We start from the raw sequence: 14,597 nt of genomic DNA on the forward strand, positions 1-14,597 counted from the left end.
AGGGTGCATCTCGCAGACACGCTGGCCTACGACCGGTTCCGACGGATCTGTGGAGCCCTCCGGTCACCTGGCGGTGCACAAAGCGTCTCATCACTCCAGGGCGTTTGCTTCCAATACTTCGATGGGCACGATGTCCAATGCGCGTCTGTGGGTCGCAGACAAGTTGACCCGCGGGGCGCAGCCCTCGTCATGTGCCTGTAGGAAGCGGCCTGCGCACAGACACCATGGATCCCCCGGCTTGAGACCTGCAAAGCCGAACTCCGGCCGCGGCGTGCTGAGATCGTTGCCTACGTATTTGGAATAGGCCAGGAATTCCTCGGTCATGACGGCGCAAACCGTGTGGCTGCCTTGATCCTCGGCACAGGTATTGCAATGCCCGTCGCGGAAAAAGCCCGTGACCGGATCGGTGCCGCAGACCGCGAGCGTCTGTCCGAGCACGTTGATGCTGTCGTCCTGGTCCATCTGTGACTCCTCCGTGCGTCGGACTCCTCGGGAAGGGTTCGTTTGCCAAGGAAAAGATAGTACCGCCGCGTTGCTTTGCCATGCCGGATTAATCAGCCCTGGGTCCACTGGATCCAGCGTCCGTGAAAATCCGCGCGTCCCAAAGACAGACGCAGATCTCCGGGCCAGAACCGCAGGGTGACAGCGGCACCTATCTTTCCGGTCGTATCGCCATCGCTCTCCATGCTCAGCCAGGCAAGCGGGCGGTTTTCCGTGGCCAGCGCGCCTGCTGCCTCGATCAGCGCCTGCCCGCGCGCTTGTGCGTGGGGCGGGAAATACTGCCACGCGACGGTGTGCTGTATCAGGTGCAAGTGGCCCTCCGGCACGTCGTGGAGGCGCTGCTCCAGCCAGTCAATGGCATCGCCGCGGTCAATGAGTGCGGTCATCACCGCAGCTGCCGCACGGGTCAGTGCCAGACGCTCCGGTTGATCGGGCCAGAGATAGGCCGTGAGACGCAGCATGTCCTTTGCCTGTGTCGGGTCAAGCGGAGAGAGATCGACGCCCGCGCGCGCCGCGATGCGGGGCAGGGGGCCCTTGGGCACCGGGCCGCTCCACTCCGGCGTCAGGCGCAGCACAGGGTCCGGCGCGCTCAGCACGCCGCACGGCAGATCCAGCGCATAGTGATCCCACATCAGGTTGAGCCCACCGCTCGCCCCAAGCTCCGATAGCACGATCGGCCGCTTGGCGTGATCGGCCGCCACGCATGCCCCGGCCATCAAGGCGGCTGAGCGGCGCACTTCGTTTGTCTGGGGCGCAGTCTTAGTCCACTGGATCAGGAAATCGGCGTGGGTCTCAAACGCTGTCAGAACCCGGTCACGCAGCGCCGTCTCGTCGGTCTGTGCCGGGGGATAGAGCGCCGCCAGATCGGGGTCGCGCCCTGACAGAACCAGCGCGTGCAATCCGCCTGCGACACGCAGGGGCAGTGAGGCGCCCGCAGGCCCCAGATCCCCCTCGAACTGGGTCAGATGGTCGGCCAAGGGGCCATCGGGCCAGTGGGCGGCCAGCAGCTCCATCAACTGCGCCATGAAGGGCGATCCGAGCGCCGCGCAGCTGAGCGACTGATGCGCGAAGGCGTCGCGCAGATTCACCGAAAGCGGTCCATGAGCTTTTGCATGGGCGAGCGGGTGTCAGGCAGCTCTGGCGCAGGATCGGGTGCTGATGGCATGCTCTTGGGGGATGCCACCTGTTTGCTGGCAGCGGATGCTGCGTGTTTGCCGGTGCCGGATCGCGGCGGGTTCACCCGCAGCGCAACGGCGTTCATGAATTTCGCGGGATCAGCCGCGGCGAGATGCGGTGCACCGTCGCTGACCCCCCTCAGCACATCCTCCAGCCAGTCCGCGTCCGCTTTGGCGAAATCGCGCAGAACATAGCCGGGCACTGCGTCCTTGTGACCGGGATGACCCACCCCCAGACGCACCCGGGCGTACTCCGGCCCGATATGCGCGTGAACCGAGCGCAGACCGTTGTGGCCCGCGTGCCCGCCGCCCTGCTTGTGCTTGACCTTGCCGGGGGCGAGGTCGATCTCGTCGTGCAGGACGATCACATCCTCCACCGGGATCTTGTAAAACCGCATGGCCGCCTGCACCGATTGACCCGAGTTGTTCATGAAGGTCTCGGGCTTCAGCAGCACCGCCCGGTCAGAGCCAAAGCGCCCTTCGCTGACGCTGCCCTGGTGCTTGCCCTTCCACGCCGCAAAGCCGTGATCCTGCGCTATCCGGTCCAGCGCCATAAAGCCGATGTTGTGCCGGTTGCCAGCATATTTGGCGCCGGGATTGCCCAGACCCACGATCAGTTTCATCGCGCCTCTCCTCGATATTGCGGTAGAGCATAGCAAGCCAGGGTGCGAAACGAAATACGGGGCCGCGACGGGCCCCGTATTTTGATCGTGTCATATCTGACAGCGGCGGGATCAGTCCTCGGACTGCTCTCCGTCGGGCGGGCCCATCTCTGTGGTGGGTACCTCATCGGCGTCCACATCTTCGTCGTCGTCATCCTGCGAGGCGAGGCCGGAGGGTGCTGCGACCTGCGCAATCACGAAGTCGCGGTCGATCGTTGGCTTGGCGCCGGTGGGCAGCTTGACGGAGGAAATCGTCAGGTTGTCGCCGATCTCCATTTCGGACACGTCAATCTCGATGTGATCGGGAATGTCGCCCGCGGTCACGATCAGTTCCACCTCGGGCCGTACCAGTGTCAGCACGCCGCCCTTGCGGATCCCGGGCGCTTCCTCTTCGCCCACGACTTCAACCGCGATAAAGAGGTTGATCTTGGTGGTGCGTTTCAAGCGCATGAAATCGATGTGCGTGGGCAGATCCTTGACCACGTGGCGCTGCACGTCGCGGCAGATCACGCGGACATCGTCGTGCCCGTCGACCTTCATGTTGAACAGGGTCGACTTGAACCGCCCGGCGCGCAGCTTTTTGATCAGCACGTTGAACGGGATGTTAATGGGCAGCGGATCGGTGTCACCACCGAACACAATCCCAGGAACCATGCCGTCTCGGCGTGCCTGACGAGCGGCGCCCTTGCCTGTCCCCGTCCGTTCCTGAGCGATCAGATCTGGTATTTCTCCAGCCATCGTTCGTCTCCAATTTGATTAGGGCGGGGCTCCTCCAAGGCTGTAGCCCCGCGTGAAGTCGCGCGTATAGACCGGTTCCGAGCCTGTGAAAAGAGGTTTTTCGCAAGGCCTCTCTTGCAGTAGCGCAGTCCCCGTGCAACCGCTGGCGGATGAGTATTCGGACAGATCTGTGGCTGTCGCGCAAACCGCTGGCAGGTTTCGCCATCGTTGGCGCGGCCTGGTCGAGCTATTTCGCCCAGATGCCGGTGATCAAGGCTGCTGTGGGAGCCTCTGACGGGGTCTATGGCGGGGTGATGCTGCTGGCGTCTCTGGGCGCGTTGGCGGCCATGTGGCTGGCGCCGCTGGCGCATGGGATGTTCGGTCGCTGGGCGTTGCCGCTGGGCGCGCTTTTGATGTCCGCAGGGATGCTGGCGGCGGGCATGTCCTCGGCGCTCGTAGCCTTTGGACTGGCGATGACGCTGGCATCGGTTGGGGCAGGGGTGACCGATGTGCTGGTCAACGTGCGCGTAAGCGAGATCGAGAGCGCATCGGGGCGGCATCTGATGAACCTCAACCATGCGATGTTCTCCTTTTCCTACGCCGGCTGCGCGCTGACTACGGGCGCCCTGCGCGAGCTTGGCTGGTCACCGGCACAGGTATTTTCACTGCTGGTCACGCTGTCCCTGCTGGCAGGTTGGACGATGCTGGAGCGACGGGCACCGGATCTGCCCTCAGAAGAGATCGAGACAGACGCCCCGCTGCCGCATCTGCTCGTCTGGGGCACAGGTGCAATCGTGCTGGTCGCCTTCCTTGCCGAAGCCTCCGCCGAAGGGTGGTCTGCCCTTCATCTGGAGAGGACGCTGGGCGGTGGTCCGGCGGAGGGTGCCTTGGGACCCGCACTGCTGGGGCTCAGCATGGGGATCGGGCGTCTCACCGGGCATTTTCTGGCCAATCGGCTGCCCGCGCTGCCCTTTATCACCGCGGCGTCGCTACTGGCGGCTGCGGGGCTCGTGCTGGTCGGCGCAGCGCCAACGCTCGGGGTGGCTTATCTGGGTTTTGCGCTCGCCGGTCTGGGGATCTCCGTGGTGGCGCCGTTGGCGCTGGCGCTTGTCGGGCGGATCGTGCCGCCCAAGGCCCGGCTGACCGCGATCAGCCGGGCAGCGGCTCTGGGATATGGCGCGTTTTTCGTGGCCCCGCCGCTGATGGGGCTCACGTCCGAGATCCTTGGCCTGCGCGCCGGGTTCTGGGTCGTCGCCGGGTTGCTGACTTTCAGCATCGGCGCGCTTGTCCCCCTGCTGGCTACACGGATCGCAGCGCGTCCGGTGCTGGACTAGGTCTGCCAGCGTCCTTCGAAACCTTCGGGGATCAGCAGGTTGTGCCGCCCCAGATCCGCCACGTTGGTCTCACCGCAGAGCGCCATCGTGGTGTCGAGCTCCTTGTGGATCACCTCCAGCGCGCGCGTCACCCCCTGCTGGCCCATCGCCCCCAGACCATAGATGAACGCGCGCCCGATGTAGGTGCCCCTGGCCCCCATTGCCAGCGCCTTGAGCACGTCCTGACCAGAGCGGATGCCGCTGTCCATATGCACCTCGATCTCATCCCCCACAGCCTCGAGAATGGCCGGCAGCATCCGGATCGAGCTGAGCGCACCGTCCAATTGCCGCCCCCCGTGGTTGGAGACGATGATCGCGTCCGCGCCCACCTTGAGCGCCATCTTGGCATCTTCTGCATCCAGAATGCCCTTGAGGATCACCTTTCCGCCCCATTCCTCCTTGATCTGGGCGATCTTGTCCCAGTCGAGCGAGGGGTCAAAGCTCTCCGCCGCCCAGACGCTGAGCGAACTGGGATCGGAGATGCCCTTCACATGGCCCACGATATTGCCGAATTCGCGGCGCTTGGCGGTCATCATCTCGATACCCCAGGCCCATTTGGTTGCCAGATTGGCCATGGTCTTGAGCGTGAGCTTGGGCGGGGTGGAGAGCCCGTTCTTGATGTCCTTGTGCCGCTGCCCGAGGATCTGCAGATCTAGCGTGATCACCAGTGCCGAGCATTTCGCATCCTTGGCCCGCTGGATGAGGCGGCTCACATAGTCGGTGTCCTTCATCATATAGAGCTGGAACCAGAAAGGTTTCGATGTGGCGCCCGCCACATCTTCGATGGAATTGATGGACATGGTGGAGAGCGTGAAAGGCACGCCGAATTTCTCCGCCGCGCGGGCGGCCTTCATCTCGCCGTCCGCGTGCTGCATGCCCGTGATGCCAACGGGGGCGAGCGCCACGGGCATCGCCACGTCTTCGCCGATCATCTGCCCCGCCGTACTGCGCCCGGTCATATCGACGGCCACACGCTGGCGCAGGCGGATCTGATCGAAATCACTGGTGTTCTCGCGGAACGTCTGCTCCGTCCAGCTGCCGGATTCCGCATAGTCAAAGAACATCCGCGGCACGCGGCGTTCGTGCAGTTTTTTCAGATCGGCGATGCTGGTGATGATGGGCATGAGAGTTCCTGAATTTGGTAAGAAAAGGTTACCAATCTCCCATGCCTCGTTCAAGGCGGAAATATAGTCCTATTTCGCACTTGTTAATTCGATATCGCACGATATATTTAGTGCGATATGATACTAACAGGAGTAAGGCAATGACCCTGACACGCAGAAAAACGATCGGGCTGATTGGCGGCGGCGTGATCCTCGCCGCTGGTGCAGCGACTGGCACAACCTTGGTTCGGAAACCCACGGAAGCGCTTGCCCCCTGGGCGCAGGCGGGCGGCTATGACGACCCCCGCAAGCGCGCGCTGAGCTATGCGCTGCTGGCGCCCAATCCGCATAACCGCCAGCCGTGGCTGGTGGATTTGTCGCGACCGGACGAGGTGACGCTGTACGCGGACACGCAGCGGTTGCTGCCGGAGACGGACCCTTTTAATCGGCAGATCACCATCGGGCTGGGATGTTTTCTGGAACTGATGCGGATCGCCGCTCTGGAGGAGGGCCTGCGGGTCGACATCGAGCTCTTCCCGGAAGGTATGGCCGACGCGGGTCTCGATACACGTCCGGTAGCCCGGTGCCGATTTGCGCCGACCACCGCGCCGCGTGATCCGCTCTTTGCGCAGGTCCCCCATCGCCGGACGCTGAAAGAACCCTACGATACGACCCGAGCGGTCCCGCTTGCCGTTCTGCAGCGCATTGCCGCTGCCGCGATGCACGGCAGCGAGGTACAATTGACCGCCGCACCTGACCGCGTAGCCGCGCTGCGCGAGATCTCGGCGGAGGCCTTCCTTATCGAATTCCGCACCGAACGCACGCTCAAGGAAAGCGTCGATCTCTTTCGCATCGGCGCGCGCGAAGTCAACGCCAACCCCGACGGCATTGATTTCACAGGGCCCACGTTCGAGATGCTGCGTATGGCGGGTCTTTTCACCCGAGAAAGCGCGATGGACCGCAACAGCACCAGCTACAAACAGGGCGAGCGGATGATTGTGGAGAACATGATGACCGCCATGGCGCATCTGTGGCAGATCACACCGGACAACTCTCGCGCGGCCCAGATCAGGGCCGGGCAGGACTGGGTGCGCATCAATCTCGCCGCTACCGCCGAAGGCATCGGGCTGCAACCGCTGTCGCAGGGCCTGCAGGAGTTTCCGGAGATGGCCGACATCCACGCAAGCTTGCACGAAACGCTGGCCCCGGAGGGCGGCACTGTGCAAATGTGGTGTCGCCTGGGGTACGGACCGCAGGTGCCGGTCAGCCCGCGCTGGCCCCTCGATGCAAAGATTGTGAATGCCTGACCCTGATGCCCGTGTCTTCTTCGAGTTCTTCAACGAAATCGGAATCATCGAACAGTTGAGCCGCACGCTGCTGGAGGCGCGCCTGCCCGAAGGCCTGATCGCGCCGCATTTCACGGTGCTCAATCATCTGGTGCGTCTGGGCGACGGGCGTGCGCCCATCGACATGGCGCGCGCCTTTCAGGTGCCCAAGACCTCGCTGACCCACACGCTGAAGACGCTTCAGACGCGGGGTCTCGTCACACTGGCGCCGAATCCGGGTGATGGCCGGTCAAAGCTCGTGTGGCTGACGGATGCCGGGCGCCGCCTGCACGGGCAAACCATCACCGCTCTCGGTCCGGACTTCGCAGCACTCGCAGAAAAGATCGACCCTGCCGACATCGCGCCCATTCTGCCGGTACTCAAAGCCGTTCGGGTGACCCTGGACAAGGCGCGTGACGCGCCGCAGGCGGCGGTGCTGCAGAGTCACAAGGGTTGAAAATCCCGCGCACTCAGCCGCTATGCGCCCCGTCGGCGAGCGATTTGACAAAGCTCAGTACGTCCTCGACCGGCTCGCCCGCAACGATCTTGCCCACGATGGCCGAGCCCACAACGACGCCATCGGCAATCTCTGCGATGGCGCGGGATTTCTCGGGCGTATTGACGCCAAAGCCCACGATCACAGGCAGATCTGTCGCTGATTTGATGCGTGCGACCTCCGGTGCCACATCGCTGGCCTGCGGTTCGGCCGACCCGGTGATGCCGGTGATGGAGACGTAGTAGACAAAGCCGGAAGTATTGCGCAGCACCTGCGGCAGACGTTTGTCGTCGGTGGTGGGTGTGGCCAGCCGGATGAAGTTCAGCCCGGCAGCCTGCGCGGGCAGACACAGCTCGCTGTCCTCTTCGGGCGGCAGATCGACGATGATCAGCCCGTCGATGCCTGCTTGCCTGGCCTCTGTCAGGAACCGGTCGACGCCGCGGCTGTAGATCGGGTTGTAGTATCCCATGAGCACGATGGGGGTGTCCTGGTCGTCCTCACGGAACCGTTCTGCAAGCTCCAGCGTGCGCGCCAGCGTCATGCCCCCGGCCAGGGCGCGTTGGCCTGCCAGCTGGATTGTCGGGCCATCGGCCATCGGGTCGGTAAAGGGCAGACCCAGTTCGATAACATCGACACCCGCGGCGGGCAAGCCCCGCATCACGTCCAGTGTGGTGTCAAAGTCGGGGTCGCCGGCCATGATGTAGGCCACGAACGCCTTTGTCCCGGCGTTGGACAGGTCTGCGAATTTGGCGTCGATCCGGCTCATCCACCGCTCTCCTTTTTTGCGTGCCGTTCGCAATGCCGAAAACCGCCGGGGAAATCAATGTACCAATTGGTGCCTCCGCGCGGCATGTGTGAGAAAATTCGCGCCCGGCCACTCACGCCTGCGAAAAAATACCCTATATGACGGATCATGAATTATCTGCTCGCCATTCTGCTGCCCCCGCTGTCGATCGTTCTGACGGGTCGCCCGATCATCGGGATCCTGGTCTTTTTCATCTGGATCCCGGCGCTGTTCTTTTCGGGCGGGCTGACGCACCCGATGTTCATCCTGCTGGCCTGGTTCCTCATTTTTCACGCCCGCGAGGACAGGCGGCACCGGCATTGAGCCTTCGGGCGGCCCTTGCCTTGGGGACAGCGAGGCCCTAAGCACGGCGCCAACTGAAAAAGGGACGCCGAGATGGGTTTCAAGATGGGCATCGTGGGTCTGCCAAATGTTGGCAAATCCACACTTTTCAATGCGTTGACGCGGACGGCTGCTGCACAGGCGGCGAACTTTCCGTTCTGCACGATCGAGCCCAATGTGGGGGAGGTCGCCGTCCCTGATGCGCGGCTGGACAAGCTCGCCGGGATCGCGCAGTCCAAGCAGATCATCCCCACCCGCATGACCTTCGTTGATATTGCCGGGCTGGTGAAAGGCGCCTCCAAGGGGGAGGGGCTGGGCAACCAGTTTCTGGCCAATATCCGCGAGGTTGATGCCATCGCCCATGTGCTGCGCTGTTTCGAGGACGGGGATGTGACCCACGTGGACGGGCGCGTTGATCCTGTCGCGGACGCCGAGACGATCGAAACGGAGTTGATGCTGGCCGATATCGAGAGCATCGAAAAGCGCCTGCAGAACATCGTCCGCAAGGTGCGCGGCGGCGACAAGGAAGCGGTCCAGCAGGAGCGGCTGATGAAAGCGGCTCTCGAAGTGCTGGAGCAGGGTCAGCCCGCGCGCGTCGTCGAGGTGGACGAGGAGGACGCCAAGGCCTGGAAGATGCTGCAGCTGCTGACCACGAAGCCGGTGCTTTATGTCTGCAACGTGGGCGAGGCGGAGGCCGCTGACGGCAATGCGCATGCCACCAAGGTGGCCGAGATGGCGGCCGCCCAAGGCAACTCCCACGTGATCATCTCAGCCCAGATCGAGGAAGAGATCAGCCAGTTGGACCCCGACGAGGCGGAGATGTTCCTGGAGGAAATGGGACTGAAGGAAGCAGGGCTCGACCGGCTCATTCAGGCAGGCTACGCGCTTTTGCATCTGGAGACCTATTTCACCGTCGGTCCGAAGGAGGCGCGCGCCTGGACGATCCGCTCCGGGACAACGGCGCCCAGAGCCGCAGGGGTGATTCACGGTGATTTCGAAAAGGGCTTCATCCGGGCGGAGACCATCGCCTACGATGATTTCGTTGGTCTGGGGGGCGAGCAACCGGCCAAGGAGGCTGGCAAGATGCGGGCGGAGGGCAAGTCCTACGTGGTCAAAGACGGGGACGTGCTCCACTTTCTCTTTAACACGTAGCGGTCTGGCGCTGCTCCGTCCGCGCGGCGACAGATGTCTAGCTCTTTGTCAGCCGGTCCGCCTTCTTTCGGACAAGGACGCCGCGCAGGTCGTGCATGGCGAGCAGCAGTGTATCGGTGACTTCTTCCAGCTGTTCGGGCGTGGCGCGCGATTGCGCCCATTGTGTGGTCAGGTTCAGGTGATCGACCGCGCGCAGGATATCATCGACCGCGCGGCGCTCCAGCAGATCGCTCCGCGCGCGCATCCAGTCGTCAATCGCGTCTCTGTCAGCGTCGGACAAGGCGTGCGCACCTTGCGCTTTCACCTCGCCGTTGCGGATGTTGATCACGGCGATCTGGTCCATCTCGATCCTGCGTTGCCGGTTTTCCGTATCCACACGAAACACGGCAGCACCGTTTTCCCGAACGCGGAAGTAATACTCTGGCAGATCGGCGCTCATGGATCCTCCCGTCAGGTGAGCCCTGCGCAGAAGCTCTGGATGCGGGTGCAGGCCTCCGTCAGGGCCGCGTCCGAAGTGGCGTAGCTGACGCGGAAGTTGGGCGAGAGGCCAAAGGCCGCGCCAAAGACCACGGCGACGCCCGTTTCCTCCAGCAGCGCAGTTGCGAATGCCTCGTCATCTTCGATCAGCGCACCACCGGCGGAAGTCTTGCCGATGCAGCCCGCAATCGACGGGTAGACATAAAAGGCCCCGTCCGGCACCGGGCAACGCACACCCTCGGCGGCATTCAGCATCTCAACCACCAGATCCCGGCGGCGCACGAACATCTCGTTGTTGGGCGTGATGAACTCCTGCGTGCCGTCCAGCGCCTCGACCGCGGCCCATTGGCTGATGGAGCAGGGGTTGGAAGTGCTTTGCGACTGCACCTTGCGCATCGCCTTGATCAGTTCTTCGGGACCCGCGGCATAGCCAATCCGCCAGCCGGTCATGGCGTAGGCCTTGCTGACGCCGTTCACGGTGAGCGTCCTGTCGTAGAGCTGCGGCTCAACTTGCGCAGGCGTGCAGAACTGGAAGTCGCCGTAGACGAGGTGTTCATACATGTCGTCCGACATGATCCAGACATGCGGGTGGCGCATCAGCACATCCGTCAATGCCTTCAGCTCGTCCCAGGTATAGCCCGCGCCCGTAGGGTTGGAGGGCGAGTTGAAGATCAGCCACTTGGTCTTGTCGGTGATCGCGGCGTCCAGCTGATCCGCGGTCAGCTTGAACCCGGTCTGCAACGATGCTTCGGCCACCACCGGCGTGCCACCGGCGAGCAGCACCATATCCGGATAGCTCACCCAGTAGGGCGCGGGGATCACTACCTCGTCGCCTTCATTCAGCGTTGCCATGAGGGCGTTGTAAAGGATTTGTTTACCACCTGTGCCCACACTGACCTGCGAGGGGGTGTAGGTTAGATCATTGTCGCGCTTGAATTTCTTGCAGATGGCCTGCTTCAACTCTGGAATTCCGTCCGGTGCGGTGTATTTTGTCTTACCAGCGGCGATGGCAGCGACGGCGGCATCCTTGATGTTCTGCGGCGTGTCGAAGTCAGGCTCGCCCGCGCCCAGGCCGATCACATCGCGCCCTGCGGCTTTCAGCTCTGCCGCCTTTGTTGTGACCGCGATGGTCGGAGACGGTTTGACGCGGGCGAGTGTCGTAGACAGGAATTCCATTTCGGCCTCAGGTTGGTACAAGCTGGGTCGACTCATAGGGGGCAGCTTGCCGCCGTTCAAGCGCGATCGTCGAAGGAGACTACAGCATGCATGAAACGGAAAACTGGTACGGGCCCGAAACCGCAACGTTCGGGGATCGTGTGGCTGCCGCCCGCGAGACCGCGGAAATGACGCAGGCGCAGCTCGCGCGGCGCTTGGGTGTGCGGGTATCGACGCTGCGGTCCTGGGAAAACGACCTGAGCGAGCCTCGCGCCAATCGGTTGTCGATGATGGCGGGGCTGCTGAATGTCTCGATGATGTGGCTGATGAACGGCCAGGGTGAAGGGCTGGAGGCGCCCGGCGACGAGGCGGACTTGATGCCGAGCGCACAGGATCTGCTGAATGAGCTGCGCGATATGCGCGCCGATATGGTTGCCCGGGCCGAACAGATGGCGCGTCTGGAGAAAAAGTTGCGGGTGATGCTGAAGGAAGAAGCCCATGACCGAGCCGCGTGAGCATCGCATAAAACGGCTTCAGATGCGATCCATGCGGCGGGGCATCAAGGAAATGGACGTCATCCTGGAGCGGTTTGCCCGCGCGAATTTGGATGCCATGTCCGAGGCCGATTTGGAGGTCTATGACGCCATGCTCAGCGAGAATGATCACGATTTATATCAGTGGGTTAGTGGCCAAGTAAGTCCCCCGGACCCCTATGGAGCGTTGATCGGTCGGATTGTCGCCGGTCTGCCCAAACCAGCTATCTGACCGGCTGCGTACGTACTATTTTTGTTCTTTTAACGAATTATTGGCGTTTCTATTCCAAATTCCTGGCGAATTGGAATGAGTCGGAGCGCTTGGCACATGAGCAGACAAGAACAAATTCCGCACGATCCCTCCGCCACGAACCGCACACAGGGGTTTATGGTCAGCTATCTGGAGGCATTGTCGCTGGTCGAACGGCTGCACCGCTTGTTGCTGGATGTCATCAAGGATGAATTCGAACGCGTCGGCGTGCTCGAAATCAACGCGGTTCAGGCGCTGCTGTTGTTCAACATCGGCGACAACGAAGTGACCGCGGGGGAATTGAAAAGCCGAGGTTATTACCAAGGCAGCAACGTAAGCTACAATCTCAAAAAGCTGGTGGATATGGGCTACATGCACCATCAGCGCTGTGAAATCGACCGCCGCTCTGTCCGGGTTAAGCTTACCGACGAAGGGCAACATATTCGCCGCGTCGTGTCTGATCTGTTCTCACGCCATGCGGATGGATTGGAAAACAAGGGGGTGCTTGGGCCGGATGGCATCGACAGCATCACAGGCTCGCTCCGCCGGATGGAACGCTACTGGTCGGATCAGATCCGCTACATCTATTGACGCTCTGTCGAAGAAATAGCGCTCAACGGCCGACCGCTTAGCTCACGCTTGAGCTTGGCGGTCATTGCTTTTGCGTAGTCCTCGAACCCCAGTGCCGTCTGGACGAAGGCATCCGGTCCGGTGATCACCTCTGTCCGGAAGTAGGACGACAGCGCGGCGATGTCTGCTTGCCGTCGGTCGCCCGTTCCCGGCGCATCGGCGCCGATGACCAACGCATTGATCGTGATCCCCCGCGCACCGATGGCGTCCTTGAGGCTGCGAGGACGTGGGCCGAGGTTGGCCTCGCCGTCACCGGAGATATCGAGCGTGCGCCGCCAGCAATCGGGATGCTCATCAAGAAATGCCGCCCCGGTCTGCATTGCGACACCCAGTGCGGTGCCCGGGGTCGTCACCCGCCGTTCGGCATTCGCCAGCGCCGCACTGACCTCCGCCAACGTGTCCTCACCGGCAATCTTTGTCCACGGCACGATAATGGTCTGATCTGCCGGACCGCTCCATTCAAATACCAGCAGCATCACGGGTGCGGACGGCTCTGTCAGAAACGCCGCCATGACGCCCGGATCAGTCAGGGCAGTCACGATGCCATCCAGCTGCAACCGATACTCGCGCAGATCGACCGACGCCGATACGTCAAGCCCGAGCGCCAGCGCCTGGCGGCATTTCGTGAACCCTGCGACAGGCAGGCTTGCCGCTAGCAGCAGGCCCAGCAAACCGGCGCGTACCACCCTCACCCGCCCGTCACCGGAAGGGGACTGACGGCTCCGATGACCCGCGGGCTTAGTTCCCGTTCCAGCTTGCGGCGCATGGCGCGTTCGTAGTCATCAAATCCCTGGGCAATCTCGATGAAGGCGCCGGGTCCGTGCAGCACTTCGCGCTGGTAAAAGGCGATCAACCCCGTTTCCGCTTCAAAGTCGGCTCCGTTCACCACCAGCCCATTCACGGTCACGCCGTCGAAAGGAAACTCTGCGTAGGCCCGACGCGGGCCGAACCCTTCGTTGTTTTGCCCGTCCCCAGCCATATCCAGCGTCCGGAACAGACAATCGGGGCCGCGCCGGAACAACCCGGCACCAAAGCCGAGCGCATATCCCATGGCCGTGGGGAAATCATTGTGGCTACGGGTGCTGGTGGCCAGAACCTGCGACGCACGCAACAGCACCGCGGGGCTGTCAATCAGGGTCCAGTCCAGCAGGACCTCCTGATTATACCGCCCTGACCATTCGTAGACGGCAAGTGCCACATGCTGATCGCCCGCAAAGAACGCGGCACGGACCTCAGGTGCTGCGAGGGCCGCCGCCAACCCGCTGCGCTGCAGTCGGTCCTCCTCTGCATCGACAGAGCTTGAAACGTCAATCGCCAGCACGAGTGCCAGCCGACACTCCGCCGAAGCGGGGCCGGCCAGTACCGCGCAGGCCAAAAGACGCGAGAAGATCACCAGTGCCCTGTGTTTTCCATGCTCGACCAAGGCTCGGCCGGGGGCAGGTTGTCACCCTCCTGCAACAACTCGATGGAGATATTATCGGGAGAGCGCACGAAGGCCATGTGCCCGTCGCGGGGCGGGCGGTTGATAGTGACGCCGTTGTCCATCAGGGTCTGGCACATCTCGTAGATGTTGCCGACACGGTAGGCGAGATGTCCGAAATGGCGGCTGTCGTCCGGCAGCGCATCGTCGCCGTCCCAGTTGTAGGTCAGCTCCACGGGGCACTCTTCCTGCCCGGGCGGTGCCATGAAGACCAGCGTGAAACGCCCGCCCTCGCTGTCCATCCGCCGGGTCTCTTTCAGTCCCAGAAATTCGTAAAACGCCATGGACTTTTCCAGGTCTTTCACGCGCACCATCGTATGCAGGTATCTCAGGCTCATGGCCCCTCCGTTGCTTGTGTATTTCCGTCTGCGGAAGAATAGCACACCGCTGCCATGAGGCCACCCACCTCCGGTAGAAGTGACCACGGCGCAATTCCCGACGC

The 14,597-nt window shown here is 62.7% G+C and carries 19 protein-coding genes; 8 read left to right on the forward strand and 11 right to left on the reverse strand.

Annotated features, from left to right (window positions below; all coding sequences use genetic code 11):
• Positions 1 to 90 precede the first annotated feature (90 nt).
• The 4 genes from Q1A53_RS04925 to Q1A53_RS04940 form a co-directional block, all read right to left on the reverse strand.
• Positions 91 to 462: a DUF2237 domain-containing protein gene (locus tag Q1A53_RS04925; RefSeq protein ID WP_299963530.1), complete on the reverse strand. Its 372-nt coding sequence runs from the start codon at positions 460 to 462 to the stop codon at positions 91 to 93.
• Positions 463 to 554: 92 nt separating this feature from the next.
• Positions 555 to 1,589, reverse strand: a complete 1,035-nt coding sequence (locus Q1A53_RS04930) for a DUF2332 domain-containing protein (protein ID WP_299963532.1) — start codon at positions 1,587 to 1,589, stop codon at positions 555 to 557.
• On the reverse strand, positions 1,586 to 2,299 hold the full coding sequence (pth, locus tag Q1A53_RS04935; protein WP_299963534.1) for an aminoacyl-tRNA hydrolase: 714 nt from the start codon (positions 2,297 to 2,299) through the stop codon (positions 1,586 to 1,588). Before pth ends, Q1A53_RS04930 begins: the two co-directional genes overlap by 4 nt.
• Before the next feature lie 111 nt (positions 2,300 to 2,410).
• Positions 2,411 to 3,076, reverse strand: a complete 666-nt coding sequence (locus Q1A53_RS04940; protein ID WP_299963536.1) for a 50S ribosomal protein L25/general stress protein Ctc — start codon at positions 3,074 to 3,076, stop codon at positions 2,411 to 2,413.
• A 149-nt stretch (positions 3,077 to 3,225) separates the two neighbouring features.
• Between Q1A53_RS04940 and Q1A53_RS04945 the strand changes: the two genes are divergently transcribed.
• Complete coding sequence (locus Q1A53_RS04945; RefSeq protein WP_299963538.1) at positions 3,226 to 4,389, forward strand: MFS transporter; 1,164 nt, start codon at positions 3,226 to 3,228, stop codon at positions 4,387 to 4,389.
• Here Q1A53_RS04945 and Q1A53_RS04950 read toward each other — a convergent pair.
• Positions 4,386 to 5,552 (reverse strand): alpha-hydroxy acid oxidase, encoded by a 1,167-nt coding sequence (locus tag Q1A53_RS04950; protein WP_299963541.1) that lies wholly within the window; start codon positions 5,550 to 5,552, stop codon positions 4,386 to 4,388. The two genes, Q1A53_RS04945 and Q1A53_RS04950, sit on opposite strands and share 4 nt — an antisense overlap.
• Before the next feature lie 140 nt (positions 5,553 to 5,692).
• Between Q1A53_RS04950 and Q1A53_RS04955 the strand changes: the two genes are divergently transcribed.
• Complete coding sequence (locus Q1A53_RS04955) at positions 5,693 to 6,838, forward strand: twin-arginine translocation pathway signal protein (RefSeq protein ID WP_299963542.1); 1,146 nt, start codon at positions 5,693 to 5,695, stop codon at positions 6,836 to 6,838.
• Positions 6,831 to 7,313, forward strand: coding sequence for a MarR family transcriptional regulator (locus tag Q1A53_RS04960; protein ID WP_299963544.1), 483 nt, complete (start codon positions 6,831 to 6,833; stop codon positions 7,311 to 7,313). Before Q1A53_RS04955 ends, Q1A53_RS04960 begins: the two co-directional genes overlap by 8 nt.
• A gap of 13 nt (positions 7,314 to 7,326) precedes the next feature.
• Here the strand turns inward: Q1A53_RS04960 and trpA are convergent, their stop codons facing one another.
• Positions 7,327 to 8,118 (reverse strand): tryptophan synthase subunit alpha, encoded by a 792-nt coding sequence (gene trpA / locus Q1A53_RS04965; protein ID WP_299963546.1) that lies wholly within the window; start codon positions 8,116 to 8,118, stop codon positions 7,327 to 7,329.
• Positions 8,119 to 8,265: 147 nt separating this feature from the next.
• Between trpA and Q1A53_RS04970 the strand changes: the two genes are divergently transcribed.
• Together Q1A53_RS04970 and ychF are read left to right on the forward strand one after the other, a co-directional pair.
• On the forward strand, positions 8,266 to 8,460 hold the full coding sequence (locus Q1A53_RS04970; RefSeq protein ID WP_299963548.1) for a hypothetical protein: 195 nt from the start codon (positions 8,266 to 8,268) through the stop codon (positions 8,458 to 8,460).
• Positions 8,461 to 8,532: 72 nt separating this feature from the next.
• Positions 8,533 to 9,630, forward strand: a complete 1,098-nt coding sequence (gene ychF / locus Q1A53_RS04975) for a redox-regulated ATPase YchF (RefSeq protein ID WP_299963550.1) — start codon at positions 8,533 to 8,535, stop codon at positions 9,628 to 9,630.
• A 37-nt stretch (positions 9,631 to 9,667) separates the two neighbouring features.
• On the opposite strand, the gene Q1A53_RS04980 is transcribed toward ychF, so the two are convergent.
• Both Q1A53_RS04980 and Q1A53_RS04985 read right to left on the reverse strand, forming a co-directional pair.
• Entirely contained in the window at positions 9,668 to 10,069 is a 402-nt protein-coding gene (locus Q1A53_RS04980; protein WP_299963552.1) for a hypothetical protein, read from the reverse strand.
• Between the two features lie 11 nt (positions 10,070 to 10,080).
• Positions 10,081 to 11,283 (reverse strand): pyridoxal phosphate-dependent aminotransferase, encoded by a 1,203-nt coding sequence (locus tag Q1A53_RS04985; RefSeq protein WP_299963554.1) that lies wholly within the window; start codon positions 11,281 to 11,283, stop codon positions 10,081 to 10,083.
• A gap of 86 nt (positions 11,284 to 11,369) precedes the next feature.
• Between Q1A53_RS04985 and Q1A53_RS04990 the strand changes: the two genes are divergently transcribed.
• The 3 genes from Q1A53_RS04990 (at position 11,370) to Q1A53_RS05000 (ending at position 12,636) form a co-directional block, all read left to right on the forward strand.
• Positions 11,370 to 11,777: a helix-turn-helix domain-containing protein gene (locus Q1A53_RS04990; RefSeq protein WP_299963556.1), complete on the forward strand. Its 408-nt coding sequence runs from the start codon at positions 11,370 to 11,372 to the stop codon at positions 11,775 to 11,777.
• A complete protein-coding gene (locus Q1A53_RS04995) occupies positions 11,761 to 12,027 on the forward strand; it encodes a succinate dehydrogenase assembly factor 2 (protein ID WP_299963558.1) in 267 nt (88 codons plus the stop codon). Before Q1A53_RS04990 ends, Q1A53_RS04995 begins: the two co-directional genes overlap by 17 nt.
• A gap of 156 nt (positions 12,028 to 12,183) precedes the next feature.
• Positions 12,184 to 12,636 (forward strand): winged helix DNA-binding protein, encoded by a 453-nt coding sequence (locus tag Q1A53_RS05000; RefSeq protein ID WP_299963560.1) that lies wholly within the window; start codon positions 12,184 to 12,186, stop codon positions 12,634 to 12,636.
• On the opposite strand, the gene Q1A53_RS05005 is transcribed toward Q1A53_RS05000, so the two are convergent.
• From Q1A53_RS05005 to Q1A53_RS05015, 3 genes are read right to left on the reverse strand one after another with little or no spacing between them, the layout of a single operon-like run.
• Positions 12,630 to 13,367, reverse strand: a complete 738-nt coding sequence (locus tag Q1A53_RS05005; protein ID WP_366872372.1) for a DUF1194 domain-containing protein — start codon at positions 13,365 to 13,367, stop codon at positions 12,630 to 12,632. The two genes, Q1A53_RS05000 and Q1A53_RS05005, sit on opposite strands and share 7 nt — an antisense overlap.
• Positions 13,364 to 14,065, reverse strand: a complete 702-nt coding sequence (locus tag Q1A53_RS05010; RefSeq protein WP_299964447.1) for a DUF1194 domain-containing protein — start codon at positions 14,063 to 14,065, stop codon at positions 13,364 to 13,366. The genes Q1A53_RS05005 and Q1A53_RS05010 overlap by 4 nt, the downstream gene beginning before the upstream one ends.
• Complete coding sequence (locus Q1A53_RS05015) at positions 14,065 to 14,493, reverse strand: VOC family protein (protein ID WP_299963562.1); 429 nt, start codon at positions 14,491 to 14,493, stop codon at positions 14,065 to 14,067. The genes Q1A53_RS05010 and Q1A53_RS05015 overlap by 1 nt, the downstream gene beginning before the upstream one ends.
• Positions 14,494 to 14,597: the final 104 nt, after the last annotated feature.

The organism is uncultured Roseobacter sp., assembly GCF_947496515.1.
Classification (GTDB): domain Bacteria; phylum Pseudomonadota; class Alphaproteobacteria; order Rhodobacterales; family Rhodobacteraceae; genus Roseobacter.